This is a genomic window from Flagellimonas sp. S3867 (assembly GCF_014698935.1).
Taxonomy (GTDB): domain Bacteria; phylum Bacteroidota; class Bacteroidia; order Flavobacteriales; family Flavobacteriaceae; genus Flagellimonas.
Genome location: NZ_JACVMN010000003.1, coordinates 429,105 through 449,211, shown reverse-complemented (window position 1 = coordinate 449,211; position 20,107 = coordinate 429,105). Strand labels below are relative to the sequence as shown.

The window sequence follows — 20,107 nt, the reverse complement described above, 5'->3', positions numbered from 1 at the left end:
GGTGAATTCTAAAAAGGTTGCCTGGACCGGAATTTTTTAGTGCCTATCCTTCGACAAACTCAGGGTGACTCATTCACGTAAAAACTATGTCGATATTATTTTTTGCGGTCCACAACATAGTTGACCATAAGAGTAAGGGCACTTTTGTAATCAGAATCTGGGTAGTTATCTAACAAAGACAATGCTTCATCTTTAAACTCAAGCATTTTGGTCACAGCGTATTCCAGTCCACCCATTTCTTTTACATAGGCGATTACTTCTTTGACCCTTTTTTTGTCCTTGTTATGGTTTTTTACGGAATTGATCAACCAACGCTTTTTTTCACTATCACTTTTGTTGAGTGCGTAAATTAGAGGCAAAGTCATTTTCTGTTCCTTAATATCTATCCCGGTAGGTTTTCCGATTTTAGCGGCGCCATAATCGAAAAGGTCGTCCTTGATTTGGAAGGCCATTCCGCAGAGCTCCCCGAACCTTCTAAAAGTTTCAACATGTTCGGAATCGGGTTTTACAGAGCAGGCACCCATGCTACAACAAGCAGCAATTAAGGTAGCTGTCTTTTGGCGTATAATACTATAGTATACTTCTTCGGTTATGTCGAGCAAGCGTGCTTTTTCAATCTGAAGGAGTTCACCCTCACTCATATCCTTGACCGCGTTGGAAATGATATGGAGAAGATCATAATCTTTGTTCTCCAAGGCTACCAAAACTCCTTTTGAAAAAAGGAAATCTCCCACCAAAACCGCAATCTTGTTTTTCCAAAGGGCGTTAATGGAGAAAAAGCCCCTTCGTTTATTACTGTCGTCCACAACATCGTCATGCACCAAGCTTGCTGTATGTATCAATTCGATAATGGAGGCTCCACAATAGGTGCGGTCGTTAACCTTGCCACCATTGATCAGTTTGGCGGTAAGAAAAACAAACATGGGACGCATTTGTTTTCCTTTACGGTTTACAATGTAATATGTAATACGATTGAAAAGGGCCACTTTAGATGACATGGATTTTAAGAACTTTTCTTCGAAAAGCTCCATTTCCTGCTCTATGGGCTCCCTAATTTGCGAAACTACCTTCAATGCAACCCTGGTTTGGTGAATTCGGTTTTGAATGTCTAAAAGTAGGGAAAATGAAAGAGTTGATGGTCAGAATCTTTCATATTTAGGTCGGTCGGGTAAAACCATCGATAATCTACAACACGAAGCGGTCAATGGACTACTACAACTAACAATGGACAATGATAATTGATAATTGATAATTGATAATTGAATTTAGCTTTTATTGGCCAACTGTCCACAAGCGGCATCAATGTCTTTGCCCCTAGATTGTCTAACAGTTACTGTAATTCCGTTTCGTTCCAATATATTGGTGTACATCTCGACTGCGTCTGCAGATGCTTGTTGGAACTCTCCATCGTCAATGGGATTGTATTCGATTAAGTTGACTTTTGACGGGGCGAATTTGCAGAATTTGACCAAGGCATTGGCGGCTTCAGGCGTGTCATTGATACCTTCCCAGATTACATATTCGTAGGTAATCCTGTTTTTGGTCTTGCTGTACCAATACTCCAAGGCTTCTCTTAAATCTTTGAGTGGAAATGTGGCATTGAAGGGCATAATGGAGGTTCTCACTTCGTCTATAGCGGAATGCAATGAAACGGCCAATCCAAATTTAACCTCTTCGTCTGCCATTTTTCTAATCATTTTTGGTACACCTGATGTAGAAACAATGATTCGTTTGGGAGACATTCCAAGTCCTTCTGGGGAAGTTATTTTTTCAATGGCCTTAAGTACATTCTTGTAATTCATCAAGGGTTCACCCATGCCCATAAACACAATATTGCTCAACGGTCGATTGAAATACAATCTACTTTCTTTGTCGATGGCAACCACCTGATCATAAATTTCATCTGGATTAAGGTTGCGCATTCGTTTTAACCGTGCTGTAGCGCAAAATTTGCAATCCAAGCTGCATCCAACTTGACTGGACACGCATGCTGTTGTTCTTGTGTCCGTAGGAATCAGTACAGATTCGACAATCAATCCATCGTGGAGTCGAACCGCATTCTTAATTGTCCCGTCAGAACTCCGTTGCATCTGGTCTACCTGAATGTGGTTGATGACAAAATTATCTTCGAGCATCTTCCGGGTCTCTTTGGAAATATTTGTCATTCCATCGAAGGAGTGTGCCGATTTCTGCCATAACCACTCATACACCTGGTTTCCACGAAAGGGTTTGTCGCCCTGCTCTTCGAAAAAGCTGCGAAGCTGTTCTTTTGAAAGTGCGCGTATATCCTTCTTTTTTACTTCCACGGATCAAATATAGTCAAGAAAAATCCCGTAAGGTTTTTACCAAACGGGATTTCTATTATGGTTAACTTTTGTAAAGTTTTTTAAATAATCAGCATGGCATCTCCGTAGGAGTAAAAACGATACCCCTCTAAAATGGCCTGTTTATATGCTTTTTTCATTAGATCATGACCAATAAATGCCGAAACCATCATTAATAGGGTTGACTTTGGCAAATGAAAATTGGTAATCATGCAATTCGCAATACTGAACTCATACGGGGGGAAAACAAATTTGTTGGTCCAACCTTCAAATGTATTCAGCGTATGCTCCGATGAAACTGCGCTTTCCAAACCTCTCATCACAGTGGTTCCTACAGCACAAATACGTTTCTTGTTTTCCTTGGCGCTGTTTACGATTTCGGTTGCCTTTTCATCAATCACCAATTCTTCACTATCCATCTTGTGTTTGGATAGGTCTTCTACCTCAACAGGATTAAAGGTTCCCAATCCTACATGCAGTGTTACTTCAGCAAAATCAAGTCCTTTGATTTCCAATCTTTTCAACAAATGTTTTGAAAAGTGTAGACCAGCTGTTGGTGCGGCTACCGCTCCTTCATATTTCGCATAAATGGTCTGGTAACGTTCTTCATCTTCTGGCTCAACATCTCTTTTGATGTATTTTGGTAAAGGTGTTTGACCCAATTCTCGAAGTTTTCTTCTAAAATCGGTATAAGACCCATCATAAAGGAAACGTAATGTTCTTCCTCTAGAGGTTGTATTGTCGATAACTTCAGCCACCAAACTCTCATCTTCCCCGAAATACAATTTGTTTCCTATACGAATCTTTCTGGCTGGATCTACCAAAACATCCCAAAGACGCTGTTCTTGGTTTAACTCGCGCAAAAGAAAAACCTCGATACGAGCCCCAGTTTTTTCTTTATTTCCGTATAATCTCGCTGGAAATACTTTGGTATTGTTCAAGACCATCACGTCTCCTTCATCAAAATAATCGATTAGGTCCTTGAACATTTTGTGTTCAATTTTTCCAGTTTCGCGATGAATCACCATCAGCTTGGATTCGTCCCTGTTTTCAGCAGGATACTCCGCCAATAATTCATCAGGTAATTCAAAGTTGAAGTTTGATAATTTCATGTAGGCTTTATTAGGATGTTTTTAAAAGAGCGCTAATATACAATCTCGACATAGGGGATGTCAAGTATTTTGGTAATTAAATGCGAATTACAGCTCGTTGATTGAAAAGCCCAATGTTTTTAGATCGTTCCAGAAATCGGGATAGGACTTAGAAACCACTCCTGCATCATTGATTTTCAGGGATGTACACAATCCCAAGGGTCCAAATGCCATCGCCATCCGATGATCATTATAGGTATCTATGGCAACCTCTGATTTTATGGTTTGACAGGGTCGAAGGGTCAAACTTTCAGAATCAATGTTCACTTTGGCTCCAAATTTTTCCAATTCGGTCTTCATTGCACCTAAACGATCTGTCTCTTTAATAGGCAATGTATGGAGACCTGTAAGATAACAACCCATTCCAAGTCCAAGGCAAGTGACAGAAATGGTTTGCGCAATATCCGGCGCATTGGATAGGTCATAAGTGACCTTTTCGAGATTGCAAATTTTTGTTTTTGAAAGGGTAATCTGATTGTTTGAAAATTTGGTCTCTACACCAAAATCGGTATAGATTTCTGCTAAAACGCTATCGCCTTGCAAGGAGTTCTCTTTGTAGGAAGATAATTGAATTTCCGTTCCCACATCGCACATAGCGACAATGCTATAGAAATAACTGGCAGAACTCCAATCGGATTCCACCACCAAAGTTGTATCGTTCACTTTTTGGGATGGTGCGACTTTGATGGAGTTCCCTTCAAAATGGGTTTCAATTCCTATCTGTTCCAAAAGTCCCAATGTCATTTTTATATAGGGCACTGATGTTATTTTCCCTAAAAGCTCTATTTCCAGACCGTTTTCCAAACTAGGTGCTATCAGCAACAACGAGGAAATATATTGGCTACTGATGTTTGCGGGGAGCGAAACTTTGTTTTTACTCAGTTTCTTTCCCGTAATTTTTATGGGCGGGTATCCCTCCTGGTTTTCATAGGCTATTTGCGCACCCAATTTCCTTAGTGCTTCGACCAAAACTTTTATGGGACGTTCCTTCATTCGTTTAGAACCTGTCAACACCACTTCCTTTCCTTCTTGAGTAGCAAAATAACCGGTTAAAAACCGCATGGCCGTGCCCGCGTGATGGATATCCACCTCTTCTGAAGTTTTTTTCAAACCTGCCTGCATTACCCGGCCATCATCAGAGTTGGACTTATTTTCTATAGTAATATTGGGAAAAAGTGCTTGTAATAATAAAGATCGGTTGGTCTCACTTTTGGAGCCTGTAATCTTTATTGATTTAGTGATTTTTTTATTGTTCGGAAAGGAAAGTCGGAGTCTCAATTACTTCTGGTTTGATTGAAACACCAAAACTAGAAAAAACCGCTTTATCATGCTGTGATGTAAACCGTTTTATTTAAGTTTTTCGTTATTCTGGTGACGATCGTGGTCACGTTTGGTCTTTAGCTCCAATTTTTTATCAAAAGCGTCTTGTAAATCTACTCCTGTTTGATTGGCCAAACATAAAACCACAAACATGACATCGGCCAGCTCTTCACCCAGATCTTTGGTTTTATCGGATTCCTTTTCACTTTGTTCACCGTAACGTCTTGCAATTATTCTTGCCACCTCACCTACCTCCTCGGTCAACTGGGCCATATTGGTAAGCTCGTTAAAATAGCGAACGCCATGGGCCTTAATCCATTCATCTACTGCTTCTTGGGCGTTTTGGATGTTCATCGTCTATATTTTTGACAAAATTAGCTGTTCTGATTCTTTAGCAATAATTTGTTTGAAAAATTCCCTTAAAAAAGGGTAAGAATCGGACGCAATCATTTCCCTATTTATTTCAAAGTTTACCCGAACACTAACCTTTTCAGGCGCTTGCGCTACAATGTATCTGAAAGTGCCCAATTTTTCCGGCAAACTTACAACTACCGATTCTGGTGCATGTTCAACTTTATAACCTTCTGGAATATTAATATTGACCATATAGGTATCCTTGAATGAATATCCAAAATCAACAGGGTACTCTCTTTTTTCCTTTTTAAAAGGATTTTCTTTCATTGACAGAAACCCGAGCGGTTTCAAGAAAAGTTTTCCATCAATGGCATCAGCTCCATAGTCATCAAAAAAGTCAAACGATTCACTTACATTGCCTTCATGACTATCTGCGTTCTTGACCGTATAATTATCGATTTCAATATTGGATAACTTGTTTTCTTTACTTGTTAGGTAAGTATCTACATCCTGCCCATTATATTTTTTTCTAAAACTCATCGCGCTATGCCTGTTAAACCTTGTCTTGCAAGTTCCTTCACAAGACCCATCATCTTGTAAATTGATGTCCATAACATAGAAACTGGTAGATTTACCTGGAGAGGCAATATCGATTTGTTTCCAAACTTTTTTGTTATTGTCGATAAGAATGCCTTTCCAATTATAATCTCTTGTCGGTAGCACGTTTAGGTCACTGAATTCTTCGGTAGCATCCATAAAATATTGCTTTTCATCTATAACAGCATATGCCAACACATAATTCAATCTGTTTATGGTAGGAAAAAATGGGATTAAATTGTCTTTTGTACTTATAACAACTGGATTGGAATCTATACCTGCGTATCTCAGCATTGCCACCACCAATAGATTTATGTCAGCAGAGTTTCCTTTTTTCTCACTCAGTGTTTTCTTAATTCCATGGTAAAAATATTTACCGTCTACCCCGTTCCAAGTGATATTGTCTTTCACATATTTAAAAATGGCTTTCATTTTGTCCTCTTGACTTTCTTTGCCTTCTAAAAGAGCATCGATTTCGTCATCAAAAGACCTTGTCCTATCTAACTGATTTTTATAGTCATCTGAACCACCAATTACCTTTGCCACATCTCCCCAGGTTCGTGAATAACTCCTAAAATAACCTGGAAAGTCAACTGAAACCAACTCAAAAACTACTCCTGAGCGATAATTATCAATGTTATCCACATAGCTCTCTTGCTGCAATGCTGGCATATTGTGAATATTGTACTCTCTAACCACAACCTCCATTCCAATGCGGTTATCCTGTTTGGTATATGTTTTGGGATAAACATTCTGAAATCCCTTTGGGGTTTGCTTAAATCTAAATCCTTTTGGTGTTCTAATTTCTGCCTTCATCCACTTTACGGGGATGTCGTATTGAAAACGAAACTCGTCTATGTTCCAAATAAAAGGAGAGGTTACTTTATATGTAAATTCGACAATCGAACCTACTTTTACGTTTGGCATTGTAAATTTTACTTGATTATAGTTTGGGCTAGCTTCCGTCTTAAATATCTCTTCTTTCTGAAGTTCACTTTCAATTATCTTTCCGTTTTCCAAGTTATAGGTAACGGCTTTTATTTTTTTCACCTGCTCATCATCGTTGCCACTTTTAAAAAGATTGATTTCTTCGGTAGCATAGTCAAAACCGTCATTACGATATATCTTGATTTTTTCATGTATCTCGGTCACCAAACGGCTAACACCATTGTTTGAGAGCAAATAGGTGTTTCTATGTTTGTAAAGAATAACTGCGCTTGCGGACTCATCATTCACATATTCTGTCTCCTCTAGTTCAGCTTTCTCAATTTGTCCAAACTTGATTTCCTGAGCTACACTAGGTGTAAAAATCAACAATAGTAACGCTGAAACAACTATTTTTTTAATCATACTATATCTTTTGTATTAATACTGCTTTTGAGTTATCAAATTTTACGATGCTTCTTTTAAAACTGCGGTATAATTTGTAATCTGAGCTCGGATATGTGCCTTCTTTTATAAACAACCTTCGCTTCACTCTGATTTTATTCGCTTCTTTTTCAAATTCCATTTGGTATTCGCCGAATTTGGTTTCTAAATTTACGTTTTGAGGTAGGGATTCTAGACTATAGCTTTCCGGCAGTTGCAATTCATATTCATCTTCATCCAGGTATCCTCGGGAAATTTCTAATGGAAATCTTCTATTTCTGCTTCGGGCAGGTACATATTGGGAATTATTGAATGCATTTAAAACCAAAATCAATCTATCATCAGACGGAATACCGTATTTAGTGGCTGTAATCTTTATGTTTTCTTCAAAAACAACATCGTTTTTGTTATTCTTTGTGGAAAACTCCTCAATTTTAAGATTATTGATGTTAGACCAGTAATTTTTATAGTATTTATCTACTTCCAAATCTGGAATTCCTTCTAACGCGAAATGCTGGTCATACTGAATACCTTTTGTCCAAATTGTAATATCGCCTGTAATACCTCCTTTTTCATTTAGTATGTATTTGGCTTTGGTCAATTGATGATTGTCTTCGTTCACATATGCATCGGTATTTGCAATTTCACCACCATCTGGTTTCATAAGTAACACTTTTCGGTCATCGGTAAAATCTCCAAGAAACCCAAATGGGTGTACCTGCGATGTACAATCAATCCAATAATATTGATTGTTATGTGGAATGGCCAAAATAACATGGTTACCTTGACCAAAAGAGGCCATATTATCTTCAAAGTCTACCTTATCTTGCCCAGCTTCCACATGTACATAATACGATTCAATATCGATAGCTTTTAATAATGCCTTGGTGTAATTTGCAAGTCCTTTGCAATCTCCATATTTAACCCTGTCGACCTCTATCGCACTTATGGGTCTTAACCCTCCTATGCCCACTTGAACGCTGATGTATCGCGTATTTTCCTGAACATACTGGTAAATCTTTTTTGCCTTTTCCAAGGGGTCTTCAATTTCCTCAACCAATTTTTTTGCAATTGAAATGGTGGAAGGAGTCAGTTCGTCCTGATCTTTTAGAAGATTGTTGTTCATCCAGTGTCCGGCCTCTTTCCAATTTGTGATATGCCCATTATATCCTTCATAATAAAAGTTTACTGGACTAACCATTAGTCTTGGAAAAATTTTATGAAGGGGTGGTCTTAAGTTTTCATCTTTGAGAGGTTCTATATCCCTGGCTTCATAACTAATCTGATTGTCGGATTTTTGGGGTGTGATATTGTAATCACCAAAATTCTTTTCAAGAATGGATGGTTTAAGATTCTGATCAGAGAACTTGACCGTATATTTCGAGTACTCGGTGCTCACTAAAAACCCCGACAAAAAATACCAGGAGGGAATAGTGCCGGTATTATCGGTTTTCATTTGATAGGAAAACTTAACGGTATACGGATAATCAACGGGCAAATATCCCATATAAAGAACTCTGGAATCAGAATATAAGGTTCCTCCGTCAACGGCGCTTACGTCCAAAAAGTCCTTTTTCCTAATTTTTTTTATGCTTTCACCTTTCTTATCGTAGACTTCGGCATAGATTCCCTTTATAGTAATCGCATTGTTATAATGGACAAAAGCCTGAACATGTTGGTTCCCTTTTTCATTGAGAACGGTAACCGTTCGTTTATAATTGACCAACATTTCACGCCTAGAAACCAATTCCACATCCATTTGATGGTCTCTTACAATTGCATTTGCACCGGATATTAAGTGCTGTGGAATTGAATCTGTAGTTATGTTGCTATCCTGAGAAAATGAAAAAAAAGAAATTAGCACAAAAAGGGGAAAGGTAAGAATTCGCATTAAGGTTGGTAGGTTGATTTAGATGGTACTAAAATGCTGATTTTCCTACAAATTATAAAAACAAATTCGATTAAAGGTTATTATTCCTTGTTTTTTGTATCTATAAATATCGTGACCGGGCCATCGTTCAACAAATCAACTTTCATGTCTGCCCCAAAAATGCCTGTCCCAACTTTTTTACCAAGATCCTGTTCTATTTGCTGGACAAAACTCTCATATATAGGAATGGCTATGTCCGGTTTTGAAGCTTTGATATAGGACGGACGATTTCCTTTTTTGGTCTGGGCGTGCAGGGTAAATTGACTTGCCACAATAACATCTCCATCCACGTCTTGAAGCGAGCAGTTCATTACCCCTTCTTCATCATTAAAAATTCTAAGGTTGACAATTTTTTTTGAAAGCCAGCTTATGTCTTCATTATTGTCGGTATCCTCAATTCCCAATAAAACCAAAAGCCCCTCATCAATCTTTGAGATTATTTTTCCATCCACAGTGACGCTTGCTTTCGAAACTCTTTGAATTACAGCTCTCATTTAACGCTCTTTATGTATATCAATCCTGTAATTGTCATCTTCACCTGTAAGCATTTGAACATAGCTGCGATAGCGGCTCCATGAAATTTCATCATTTTCCAAGGCCTTTTTTATGGCACACTTGGGTTCATCCAAATGCATGCAATTGTTGAACTTACATTCTGGTTTAAGCTTAAAAAATTCGGGGAAATAATCTCCTATTTCATCTTGTTCCATATCCACAATACCAAATCCCTTTATTCCCGGGGTATCAATAATCTGTGCATCAAAGGATAGGTCGTACATTTCTGCAAATGTGGTCGTATGCTGTCCTTGAAGGTGCTGCTGGGAAATTTCTGCGGTTTTTAGTTTCAGTCCAGGTTCCAATGCATTGACCAAAGTTGATTTTCCAACACCGGAATGGCCTGCAAACATGCTGGTTTTTCCAATCATTAAATCCTTTACCTGATCTACATTATCCCCTTCTTTTGCCGCTATTTCTATACATTGGTATCCAATTTCTCGATATAATTGGACCAAATAATCCACTTCCACCATTTCGTCCTTATCATATACATCCATTTTGTTGAACAGTAGTACGACCGGAATTTCATAGGCTTCTGCAGTAACCAAAAAACGATCTATAAAGCTTGTGTAAGTTTGAGGATTGTTCAAAGTAACCAACAAAAACACTTGATCTAAGTTGGCAGCAATAATATGGGTCTGTTTGGAGAGGTTTACGGATTTACGGATAATGTAATTCTTCCGTTCCATGATCTGGGAAATCACAGCAACAGTTTCATCACCAACCTTTTCCAAATCAAAAATAACCTCATCTCCAACGGCTAAGGGATTGGTGCTTTTAATCCCCTTTATTCGGAACTTACCTTTTATACGGCATTCATAAAAACTACCGTCTTCCGACTTTACGGTGTACCAGCTTCCGGTAGATTTATAAACAGTTCCTTGCATTATTCGTTAAAATTTTCACTGCAAAGAAACAATAATCCTCTAATTGGTACGATATATGTAGTTAACAGTTTATTAAACCAAAAAAATCCAATCATGAAAAAAATCTTTTTTATCGCAGTGATAGCCCTAGCTGCAACAGTTGAAATTAATGCACAACAATTTAAGGTTATTACCAGCGTAGAGTCCATTGTACCAAACGGTTTGGGACGTTCCAGAATCGTTAATGCTTTGGAGGATAAAGATTACAGAGAATATACCAGCGTGCAGACCGATGAAGACAACACAAGGAACAAGTCCAAAAGGGGCGATATCCGTGTGAAGAACTTTGAGGAAACCAAATTGTTGAACTTCTACAATCTTGGCGGTATTCGTTTTCAGAATATAGCTGCCAATGATGCTTTGATCACTTCTATGATCAACGACATGGTTGCCAACGGATGGGAACTTGCCTTTGTGAACAGTGCTGTTGAAAGTGAGGGAGGAAAAGGCGATGGCCAAGGTATTTTTATCACTCGATATATCTTTAAGAAATAAAACATAGCGTTTTTAATACAAGAGGCCCTTTGATTTTTCAAAGGGCTTTTTTTATTTGTCATATGCAACCTTTTGATCTTCACACTTGTCTTTCTGGTATCATAAAGAAAAATAATCATGAAGAAATTTTTATTAGTTGCAAGTTTAGCCTTGACCATGAACTTTGGTCTAAGCGCTCAAGAGTATAAGGTAATCACCAGTGTAGAGTCTATCGTTCCCAATGGATTGGGGAGGTCTCGAATTATTAATGCTCTGGAAGATAAAGACTATCGCGAGTACACAAGTGTACAAACGGAGGATGACAATACCCGAAACAAATCGAAAAGAGGAAAAATCAGGGTGAAAAATTTTGAAGAAACCAAACTGTTGAACTTTTTCAACATTGGTGGAATCCGTTTTCAGAATATTGCAGCCAACGATGCCTTACTGTCGTCCATGATCAACAACATGGTAATCAACGGCTGGGAACTCGCTTTTGTTAGCAGCGCCGTTGAAAGTGATGGTGGTGAAGGTGATGGCCAGGGAATTTTTATTACCAGATATATTTTCAGGAAGTAATCATGGAAAAAATAAAAGCCCCTTCTTAAGAAGGGGCTTTTTGTTAATCAACTTTTTGTTAATCCACCATGTACACCCTTCCGCCAATAAAAGTATTCTTATATACTTTCTTGGGTTTTCCATAGACATGCACATCTCCGCCTGCCTTTACGCTGATATCCACAACTTCAGAGGCAAACACATCGGCTTCACCTCCAGCTGAGATTTTAATATCGGTTGTGGCCGTGCGCAAATCCTTACCGTCGAAAATACCACCTGTGTTGATTACAATACTTTGATTTTTAGCCAATCCGGTCGCTTGAACAACTCCTCCGGTCACCGCTCTTATATCTGCATATTCTACATCCATCCCAATACGAATGACGGCACCTTCTTGTGCTCTAAGTTCTATTTTATCCTTCTTCACCATTTCATTGCACGTTATTTTGGCACCTTCATTGCCATCAATAACATCCAAATTGGTGTAGAAGACCTCAATCAAGGTATCTTCTCCCAAGAATTTTTTATCCAACTGCATGCGGAGCTTCAAAACTCCATCCCTGTTCATCCAAATAATATCGTCCACATTTCTACCCTTGATCACAATCCGATCTTCATCGGCTTGAATCAAATTCACTTCTATCAAATCAAAAACCTTGATTTTATTGAATTCACCCACTTCCGTATCGATCATACGTTGTGAAAAAATGGCCGTAGTTAGTAAAAAAAGACTTAGTGTGAAAAGTGTTTTCATAGTAGTGTTATTTAATATAACAAGGATACGGTTTTTTGATAGCTGTTACAGTTTTAAACAAAAAACCATTTAGAACAGAAAAACATCCCGCCCTAAATGGTTGAATACCTCTAAAAAAATCAAAAACTATTTATTGATGATCTTTTCTTGGTGGTTGATGGATTCTTGGTGAATGGCTTTGAACATTCGTAAAACGAATTCTTCGCTAAGCCCACGTTGTTCACCTTCAAGAATCATGTTGCCCAAAATGGCGTTCCATCTGTTGGATTGAAGTACGGCAACATTCTTTTTCTTCTTAAGTTCTCCTATATCATCCGAAATTTTCATCCGCTTGCCCATGGTATCGATCAATTGGTTGTCAATAACATCTATCTGGGCCCTAAGGTTACTCAATTTGCTATTATATTCGGCTTCTTGATCGGTTTCTTTACGTATGCGAAGATCTCTCATAATCTGAACCAAGGTTTTTGGGGTTACCTGCTGGGCGGCATCACTCCAAGCATTGTCAGGGTCATGGTGCGTTTCAATCATCAAACCATCAAAATTCAGATCCAAAGCAGTTTGTGAAACATCAAAGATCATATCTCGTTTGCCTGTGATATGGCTTGGGTCATTTATGATGGGCAAATCAGGAAACTTGGACTGCAATTCAATCGCCATTTGCCATTCTGGAATGTTTCTGTATTTGGTCTTTTCATAGGTTGAGAAACCTCTATGAATGACGCCTAACTTCTTGATATCGGCGGTATACAGTCTTTCAACTGCTCCTAGCCATAACGACAAATCAGGATTCACCGGATTCTTGACCAACACTATCTTATCCGTTCCTTCTAAAGCATCAGCAATTTCCTGAACTATAAATGGGCTTACAGTAGAACGGGCACCAATCCAAAGTAAATCCACATCATGTTCCAATGCAAGATCTACATGAGCTCTATTGGCCACCTCTGTAGCCGTTTTTAAACCGGTTTCCTCCTTTACTTTTTGCAACCACTTTAATCCGATGGCGCCTACTCCCTCAAAGTTACCCGGACGTGTTCGGGGTTTCCAGATTCCCGCACGATAGTAGTTTACATCCGTATCTTTTAGGTCGTGGGCAATTTTGAGTACTTGCTCCTCCGTTTCAGCACTACATGGCCCAGCTATTACCAAAGGATGTGGTAAATCCATACCATCCAGCCATTTTCTCATTTCCTTACTGTTTTCCATCTTCTTTTTTATTTTTTTGTAAGTGGTATTCCTTTTAATATTTGTTTGATTCTATTGGTATTACTCATTTCGTTGTAAACGTTCTCAAAATCGTTGTCGACAAGCAATTGTTTAAATGTTTCCAGATTTTGAATGTACTCTTCCAAGGTTTCGATTACATTTTCCTTGTTTTGTTCAAAAATCGGTGTCCACATGTCCGGAGAGCTTTTCGCCAAGCGCACTGTGCTTTCAAAACCACTGCCAGCCATGTCAAAAATATCACGTTCATTTTTTTCTTTTTCAATAACCGTCTTTCCCAACATAAACGAGCTGATGTGTGATAAATGGGATACATAAGCTATATGCTTATCATGTGCTTCAGGATTCATATAACGAATGCGCATTTTCAATTGTTGAAAAATCTCCAATGCCCTTTCTTGTAGCTTGAAAGCTGTTTTTTCAACCTCACAGATAATATTGGTCTTTCCTTCGTACAAGCCAGAAATCGCTGCCGAAGGACCTGAAAATTCAGTTCCAGCAATGGGATGACAGGCTATAAGATTCCTTCGTTTTGGATGGTCTGCTATTGCTTCACAAATCAGTTTTTTGGTAGACCCGGCATCTATAACAACGGTGTCGTCACCTACTACATCTAAAATCTTCGGCAATTCCTTCACAAGAGCATCAACAGGAATAGATACAAAAACCATTTCGGTATCGGCAAGAGCATCATATGAACCTTTTTGATCAATAAGTCCAAGGTCCAAGGCCTTATCCAGATTTTCCTCACTCGCATCGATTCCAATGATATTGGAATCGGGATGCAACAACTTAATATCCTTTGCAAAAGAACCTCCTATTAACCCAACTCCGATGATAGCTATATTCATTTATTAGATTTTGGATGTGAGTGTTGGGATTCTCGATTCGCCGTTTCCATTTTTTATCAATAACTGGTTTCTCATAGCTGACTACTCAAATCTATTTATCGCTTCTTTTATCTTTTCTTCTTTCACGCAAAGTGAAAATCGGATATATCCTTCTCCATTGCTCCCGAAAATGGTTCCGGGAGCAATAAATATGTTCTTTTCAATTAGGATATTATCTATGAATTCTTCGGACGAAGCGGCATCTTCTGGAAGTTTACACCATACAAACATGCCTACAGCATCTTTTAAATATTCACAGCCCAGTTTTTCAACCAGTTGGAGCATAAGTTTCCTTCGTTTGGTATATACTTCATCAAGGGCTTCAAACCATTCAGGTCCGCTTTTTAACGCAGCGATTGCCCCTTTTTGGATACCATAGAACATTCCCGAATCCATATTGCTTTTAACCTTGAGCACCGCATTGATATGTTCGCTACTGCCCAAAAGCATCCCAACTCTCCATCCTGCCATGTTAAAAGTTTTGCTTAAACTATTGAGTTCAAGTGTGCAGTTTTTGGCTCCTTCGATAGACAAAATACTTATGGGGTTGTTGGATAGGACGAAGCTATACGGATTGTCATTCACCAATAAAATTTCATGGGTATTGGCAAAATCCACCAATGCTTTGAGTTGCTCAATATTCGCAGTAGCTCCGGTCGGCATATGCGGATAACTTACCCACATTACTTTGGTTTTGGACAAATCTTGCTTTGAAAGTGCTTCTAAATCCGGAAACCATCCTTTGTCAGCATTTAAATCATAGGTTTTGGGTACCGCTCCAACCAATTTGGTCACTGAAGCGTAGGTAGGATATCCTGGGTTGGGCAACAACACCTCATCTCCTTCATTCAAAAAGGCCATACTGATGTGCATGATACCTTCCTTAGAGCCCATTAACGGCAATATTTCAGTGGCTGGGTCGGCTTGCACCTCAAATTTCATCTGATAAAAATCAGCTATGGCTTCGCGAAGCTCAGGCAATCCCTGGTAACTTTGGTATTGGTGTGCCCCAATATCGTCCATGGAAGCTTTTAAGGTCTCCAGCACCTTTGGTGATGGGGCCAAATCAGGACTTCCAATTCCCATATTAATAATAGGCTTTCCAGCATTGATCATAGCTCTGACCTCCCTCAATTTTCTAGAGAAGTAGTATTCCTGAACTGTATTTAGCCGCTCAGCTGTTATCATGATATTAGTGCGTTTTTATATTCTCCCAAAATCCTAAAATCTTCTGACATAATTTCCAGCAACGATTTAGCCTTGGCAAATTGATCATAAGTGTCAAATGTGACATCGACAAAAAAGGCATACTTCCATGGCGTCTCAATCACAGGTAGGGATTGGATTTTAGTCAGGTTCAAATTGCAATCGCTCATTACATTCAAAACAGTTGCCAAACTTCCTCTTTTATGATCGGTAATAAATCTTAGCGAAGCTTTGTTGATTTCTTCCTTCGGAAGAACCTTGTTCTGTTTTTTAAGGACTATGAAACGCGTTGCGTTATTCTTTATAGTCTGAATCTCCGGCGCTATAATTTCCAAATCGTAGAGTTCAGCAGCTTTTTTAGGGGCAATTGCCGCAATGTTGGTTAGTCCTTGCTCACTTATCCTGTTTGCAGTTTCTGCGGTATCCACACTTTCCACCAACTTGATTTTGGAATATTTTCTGAAAAATTCCTTGCACTGCAACAATGCCATAGGATGCGAATGTACCTCCTCAATATCTTCAATAGACCTTCCTGGCAAAACCATCAAATTATGATGAATACTCAAGTAATGCTCTCCAATAATGTGGATATTGTTATGGTAAACCAGATTATAATTTGGGATTATGGAGCCGGCAATGGAGTTTTCAATGGCCATAACACCTTTATCAGCGGTTCCACTGCACAAATGGTCGATCATGGCATCAAATGAGAGGCATTCCACCAAATCAATGTCGTTCCCAAAAAAGTCATTCGCTACCTGATGATGGTTGGATCCTTTAATTCCCTGTATGGCTACTTTTAAACTCATGGCAAAAAAAAATCCCGATTTACATCGGGACTTCATATCTTTTTTATACTTAATGCATATCTAGAACAGTCCCGTACTTCTCTTAAAAAAGAAGTAGAAATAAAAACCGTTCCAGAAATACGTCTTTGTCATTTCATTAAATTCTTGGGCTAAGATAGGTATTCAATTGAAAAACAAAAGACAAACCCAAAATTTTTTCGATTTTTAGTAAAATTGTTCAATTTGTTACATTTTGCTTCATAGAAGCATCGATTTTTTAAGGATTTGGAATTTCAGGAAGCCTAAAGATCCATTCAAATCGCTAATAGAAATCCAAAATATGATTTCGATTTCCCATAGAGAATTCTAAAACAGTATTTTTGATTTCAAATTCACATCATGTCGATTACCGTTAATAATATCACCAAAACTTTCGGAAAACAAAAAGCATTAAATGATGTTTCTTTTTCCATTGAAAAGGGAGAGATTGTTGGTTTTTTAGGACCCAACGGTGCTGGAAAGTCAACCATGATGCGAATATTAACTACCTATTATAAGGCCGATCAAGGAGAAGCCGCCGTCAACGGACATGATGTCCTTACCGCAGAAAAAAATGTTCAAAACAGTGTTGGATATCTACCAGAACACAATCCTTTATACCACGAAATGTATGTAAAGGAGTATTTGGCCTTCAATGCCGATGTCTACAAAACGCCCAAGACTAGAATCGAAGAGGTTATTGAACAAACTGGGCTTTCACCAGAAGCACATAAGAAAATTGGGCAGTTATCCAAAGGATATAAACAACGGGTAGGTTTGGCGGCAGCACTGTTGCACGACCCCGATGTCCTGATTCTTGATGAACCTACCACGGGACTTGACCCCAACCAATTGATTGAAATCCGAAAACTTATTCGTTCCATTGGTAAACAGAAGACCATTTTACTTTCAACCCATATCATGAAAGAAGTTGAGGCTGTCTGTGATAGGGTTATTATTATTAATAAAGGAAAACTGGTAGCCGATAAAAAACTGGAGGAACTACGTGAAGCAACAGAGCAGATTATTGAGGTGGAGTTTGACTATCGAGTGGAGGAAGTATTGTTGAAAAGCTTACCGCATGTTTCTCAAATAAAAAACACAGGAGGTTTTGTTTACGAGATAACATTTAGTACTTCGGAGGATATGCGGCCTGCTGTTTTTGATTTCGCACATGACAACAAGTTGAAAACGCTTCAGCTGAGCAGAAAGAACAAAAATTTGGAAAGTTTGTTTACAGAGTTGACCTCATAACCTAATTCCTCAATTAATTCGCTCTAAATTAGAATCCACATCTCTATTTTTAAAATTGGTGTTGTTGTTATTTCCAAATCGATATTTCAATGAAAGTGCAACTTCTTTAACATCCGCAAAATATACCCCATCTGCAATAACTCCATTTAAAGCGTACCGTTCCTCAAAGTTCATTGCTCGCGTAATATCATTGAGCCGGAATGTACAATCCCAATTTTTGAAAAAGGTTTTGGAAAGGGAAGCCTCAAAAACCGCAAGGCCATTTCTTTTAAAGATACCCACTTGCCTTCTGCCCATGGCCCAAGCTCCTAAAACCAAAGTGGTATCTTTTGCAATCTTCAATTGGTGATTGGTGTAAGCGTAGATATAAGGTTTAGCTGAAGAAAAGGTCGCACCAGTATCTTTCAACTTGTTGTAATTTAAAGTCACTGTGTTGTTCGAGGTCCAAATTCCTTTGGAATAGGGCAGGGTAACTCCAGCATAGAATCCGTTTTCCTTTTCAAGGTTCACTAGGGAAAGTAAGGCGGTATCGGCTTGGGGGTCGTACGAGATGGTAAAATTGGTAGGATTTGAACTTTTGTAATATGTCATGAATAATGTTTTATTTCCTTTTTGATAGTTTATCGAAAGTTCATTGGTCAACGTAGGTCTTAAATTAACGTTGCCAGATCCTTCCAAAAACGGGTTGATAAATGCAGTAATGGAACTGGTTCTTGAGAAATCTGGTCGTCGAATGCTTTTGGCATAATTGAAGCTAAGTGTTTGGGTACTGTCCAAAACGAAAGAAACATTGGTCTTTGGGAACAGATTGGTGTTTGCCCTGAAAATAATTGGGGAATCTTCGGAAGCAATAGCACCATCAACGGTGTTGTGCTCAATACGTAGACCCATCTCAAAATCAGTCTTTTTAGTTAGTTTTCCCGAAACAGAACTGTATGCCGCATATAGTTTTTCTTCATAACCAAAATCGATAAGCGTTTCATTATCTGTTGAAAATTGCTGGATTTCTGTAAAAGCATCCGCTTTGGCCTGACTTATATTTACACCTAATTCGCATTTTAAATCGTCTGAAAATGTCTTTTCAACATCAAGTCGAAATGCCAGCGAGTTTATGCTATATTCTTGCGCTCTTGTTTGGTCCAAGATAAATTCAGAATTATCAATGTTGTTTTCAATTTCAGTCGCCAAAGTTTGTTTGAACCCTGAATATTGAACCCCAGTAAAAAGATTCCAACTATTGGTCAATTTTTTATTGAAGTTGAATGAAGCAGTGTAATAGTCTTTTGCATTGTCATTTCCGGTTTGGGTTTGTATAAATTCTTGATAATTGCCATCCCTCAAAAAAGTATCCGTGAAAAAGGGAGCATCATCGGTTTGTGTGCGTATTGTGGAATTGAATGAAATATAATCGGCATCATTCCATTGAAAATACACCCCAAAGCCTCCATTTAATTGAACCCTATCATTTCTTGGAATCAATACAATATAATCTACCAAGACATCTCTTTCTGGAATTTCAAACAAAAAGCTATTGCTTTCCCATTGTTGTAACTGATTGTACCCTAAATTTCCTCGAACTGTCCAATTTTCGTTCGCGAAACTTGTATTGAATCCTAAATAATTGTTGAAGTTCCGTCTTGCGGATGCTGTCTCTGTCACACTTCCACGCAAACCTTGGTTTGTTTCTTTTTTTAGGGCTATTAATATAACTGCTCGACCTTCAGCTTCGTATTTGGCCGATGGATTATTGATCAGCTCAATCGTTGCAATACCATCAATGGGCAACGCGCTGAACTCCTCCATGGAAATACGTTGATTTCCCAAATACAGTAACGGATTACCCATGCCCAAAATCGATACAGATTCCCTGTCTGGAGACAATTGCACATTGGGAAGACGGGACAACAGATCCAATGGATTGGGAATTGATGAGAAATATGGGTTTTGAACATCCACTTTTAGATTGCCCCCTTTGTATGCAATAGGGTTTTTAGCTGCAATGACTTCAACTTCCTTCAACTCCGTTACTTCTTCATTTAAGGTTATGGTGAAGTTTCGATTTCTATTTAAGGACAAGGTTTCTTGGTGCGCTTCAAAACCCAATGCCGAAATCTGTAGCATATAATCGCCTTGAGGAACGGTTTCCATAACAAAAATACCTTCCAAAATGGTAGTGTACTTCTCTAATGTATTTGTCTCGGCTTCAAGCAGTAGCACATCTCCTATCGAAATGACATCCCCATTTTCATCAAAAACATGCCCTTCCAAACTGTAGAAATCTTGAGCATATATGCTACAGGTCAACAAAAGGAATGCTAAAGTAATTCGTCTCAAAGTATTGCGTTTTGAGACAAAATAAGTTCGGAAAACAACTTAATGCAGCATCTTT

Annotated in this window: 19 protein-coding genes; 4 read left to right on the top strand and 15 right to left on the bottom strand. The window is 38.5% G+C overall.

What is annotated here, in order from left to right; all coding sequences use genetic code 11:
* Window positions 1–95 precede the first annotated feature (95 nt).
* Window positions 96–1,073, bottom strand: a complete 978-nt coding sequence (locus IAG46_RS15380) for a polyprenyl synthetase family protein (protein WP_190811273.1) — start codon at window positions 1,071–1,073, stop codon at window positions 96–98.
* Window positions 1,074–1,104: 31 nt separating this feature from the next.
* On the opposite strand from IAG46_RS15380, the gene IAG46_RS15375 reads away from it, so the two are divergent.
* Window positions 1,105–1,242, top strand: a complete 138-nt coding sequence (locus tag IAG46_RS15375) for a hypothetical protein (protein ID WP_190811272.1) — start codon at window positions 1,105–1,107, stop codon at window positions 1,240–1,242.
* A 23-nt stretch (window positions 1,243–1,265) separates the two neighbouring features.
* Here the strand turns inward: IAG46_RS15375 and rlmN are convergent, their stop codons facing one another.
* From rlmN to rsgA, 8 genes are all read right to left on the bottom strand, one after another.
* Window positions 1,266–2,306: a 23S rRNA (adenine(2503)-C(2))-methyltransferase RlmN gene (gene rlmN, locus IAG46_RS15370; RefSeq protein ID WP_190811271.1), complete on the bottom strand. Its 1,041-nt coding sequence runs from the start codon at window positions 2,304–2,306 to the stop codon at window positions 1,266–1,268.
* A gap of 80 nt (window positions 2,307–2,386) precedes the next feature.
* Entirely contained in the window at window positions 2,387–3,436 is a 1,050-nt protein-coding gene (gene queA, locus IAG46_RS15365; RefSeq protein ID WP_190811270.1) for a tRNA preQ1(34) S-adenosylmethionine ribosyltransferase-isomerase QueA, read from the bottom strand.
* Window positions 3,437–3,523: 87 nt separating this feature from the next.
* Window positions 3,524–4,753 carry a 3-phosphoshikimate 1-carboxyvinyltransferase gene (locus IAG46_RS15360; RefSeq protein WP_190811269.1) on the bottom strand — a complete coding sequence of 410 codons (1,230 nt, stop codon included), beginning with the start codon at window positions 4,751–4,753 and terminating at the stop codon, window positions 3,524–3,526.
* A 69-nt stretch (window positions 4,754–4,822) separates the two neighbouring features.
* Window positions 4,823–5,149 carry a nucleotide pyrophosphohydrolase gene (locus tag IAG46_RS15355; RefSeq protein WP_190811268.1) on the bottom strand — a complete coding sequence of 109 codons (327 nt, stop codon included), beginning with the start codon at window positions 5,147–5,149 and terminating at the stop codon, window positions 4,823–4,825.
* 3 nt (window positions 5,150–5,152) lie between these two features.
* A complete protein-coding gene (locus tag IAG46_RS15350; RefSeq protein WP_190811267.1) occupies window positions 5,153–7,096 on the bottom strand; it encodes a transglutaminase domain-containing protein in 1,944 nt (647 codons plus the stop codon).
* Window position 7,097: 1 nt separating this feature from the next.
* The gene (locus tag IAG46_RS15345; RefSeq protein WP_190811266.1) at window positions 7,098–9,005 is read right to left on the bottom strand and encodes a DUF3857 domain-containing protein; all 1,908 of its coding nucleotides are present in this window, start codon (window positions 9,003–9,005) and stop codon (window positions 7,098–7,100) included.
* A gap of 80 nt (window positions 9,006–9,085) precedes the next feature.
* Window positions 9,086–9,538, bottom strand: coding sequence for a D-aminoacyl-tRNA deacylase (dtd, locus tag IAG46_RS15340; protein WP_190811265.1), 453 nt, complete (start codon window positions 9,536–9,538; stop codon window positions 9,086–9,088).
* Window positions 9,539–10,489, bottom strand: a complete 951-nt coding sequence (gene rsgA / locus IAG46_RS15335) for a ribosome small subunit-dependent GTPase A (protein WP_190811264.1) — start codon at window positions 10,487–10,489, stop codon at window positions 9,539–9,541. It abuts the gene before it with no gap.
* A 93-nt stretch (window positions 10,490–10,582) separates the two neighbouring features.
* On the opposite strand from rsgA, the gene IAG46_RS15330 reads away from it, so the two are divergent.
* Both IAG46_RS15330 and IAG46_RS15325 read left to right on the top strand, forming a co-directional pair.
* On the top strand, window positions 10,583–11,023 hold the full coding sequence (locus tag IAG46_RS15330) for a hypothetical protein (protein WP_190811263.1): 441 nt from the start codon (window positions 10,583–10,585) through the stop codon (window positions 11,021–11,023).
* A gap of 117 nt (window positions 11,024–11,140) precedes the next feature.
* Window positions 11,141–11,581: a hypothetical protein gene (locus IAG46_RS15325; protein WP_190811262.1), complete on the top strand. Its 441-nt coding sequence runs from the start codon at window positions 11,141–11,143 to the stop codon at window positions 11,579–11,581.
* Between the two features lie 58 nt (window positions 11,582–11,639).
* Here IAG46_RS15325 and IAG46_RS15320 read toward each other — a convergent pair whose 3' ends face one another.
* The 5 genes from IAG46_RS15320 to IAG46_RS15300 all read right to left on the bottom strand — a co-directional run bounded on the left by IAG46_RS15320 (window position 11,640) and on the right by IAG46_RS15300 (window position 16,446).
* Window positions 11,640–12,314, bottom strand: coding sequence for a head GIN domain-containing protein (locus tag IAG46_RS15320; protein ID WP_190811261.1), 675 nt, complete (start codon window positions 12,312–12,314; stop codon window positions 11,640–11,642).
* A 126-nt stretch (window positions 12,315–12,440) separates the two neighbouring features.
* Entirely contained in the window at window positions 12,441–13,523 is a 1,083-nt protein-coding gene (locus IAG46_RS15315) for a bifunctional 3-deoxy-7-phosphoheptulonate synthase/chorismate mutase type II (RefSeq protein WP_190811260.1), read from the bottom strand.
* A gap of 8 nt (window positions 13,524–13,531) precedes the next feature.
* Entirely contained in the window at window positions 13,532–14,392 is an 861-nt protein-coding gene (locus IAG46_RS15310) for a prephenate dehydrogenase (protein WP_190811259.1), read from the bottom strand.
* 81 nt (window positions 14,393–14,473) lie between these two features.
* Window positions 14,474–15,619: a pyridoxal phosphate-dependent aminotransferase gene (locus IAG46_RS15305; RefSeq protein WP_190811258.1), complete on the bottom strand. Its 1,146-nt coding sequence runs from the start codon at window positions 15,617–15,619 to the stop codon at window positions 14,474–14,476.
* The gene (locus tag IAG46_RS15300) at window positions 15,616–16,446 is read right to left on the bottom strand and encodes a prephenate dehydratase (protein WP_190811257.1); all 831 of its coding nucleotides are present in this window, start codon (window positions 16,444–16,446) and stop codon (window positions 15,616–15,618) included. Before IAG46_RS15300 ends, IAG46_RS15305 begins: the two co-directional genes overlap by 4 nt.
* Window positions 16,447–16,824: 378 nt before the next feature.
* Between IAG46_RS15300 and gldA the strand changes: the two genes are divergently transcribed.
* Complete coding sequence (gene gldA, locus IAG46_RS15295) at window positions 16,825–17,718, top strand: gliding motility-associated ABC transporter ATP-binding subunit GldA (protein WP_190811256.1); 894 nt, start codon at window positions 16,825–16,827, stop codon at window positions 17,716–17,718.
* Window positions 17,719–17,727: 9 nt separating this feature from the next.
* Here gldA and IAG46_RS15290 read toward each other — a convergent pair whose 3' ends face one another.
* Window positions 17,728–20,052 carry an outer membrane beta-barrel family protein gene (locus IAG46_RS15290; protein ID WP_190811255.1) on the bottom strand — a complete coding sequence of 775 codons (2,325 nt, stop codon included), beginning with the start codon at window positions 20,050–20,052 and terminating at the stop codon, window positions 17,728–17,730.
* Between the last annotated feature and the right edge of the window lie 55 nt (window positions 20,053–20,107).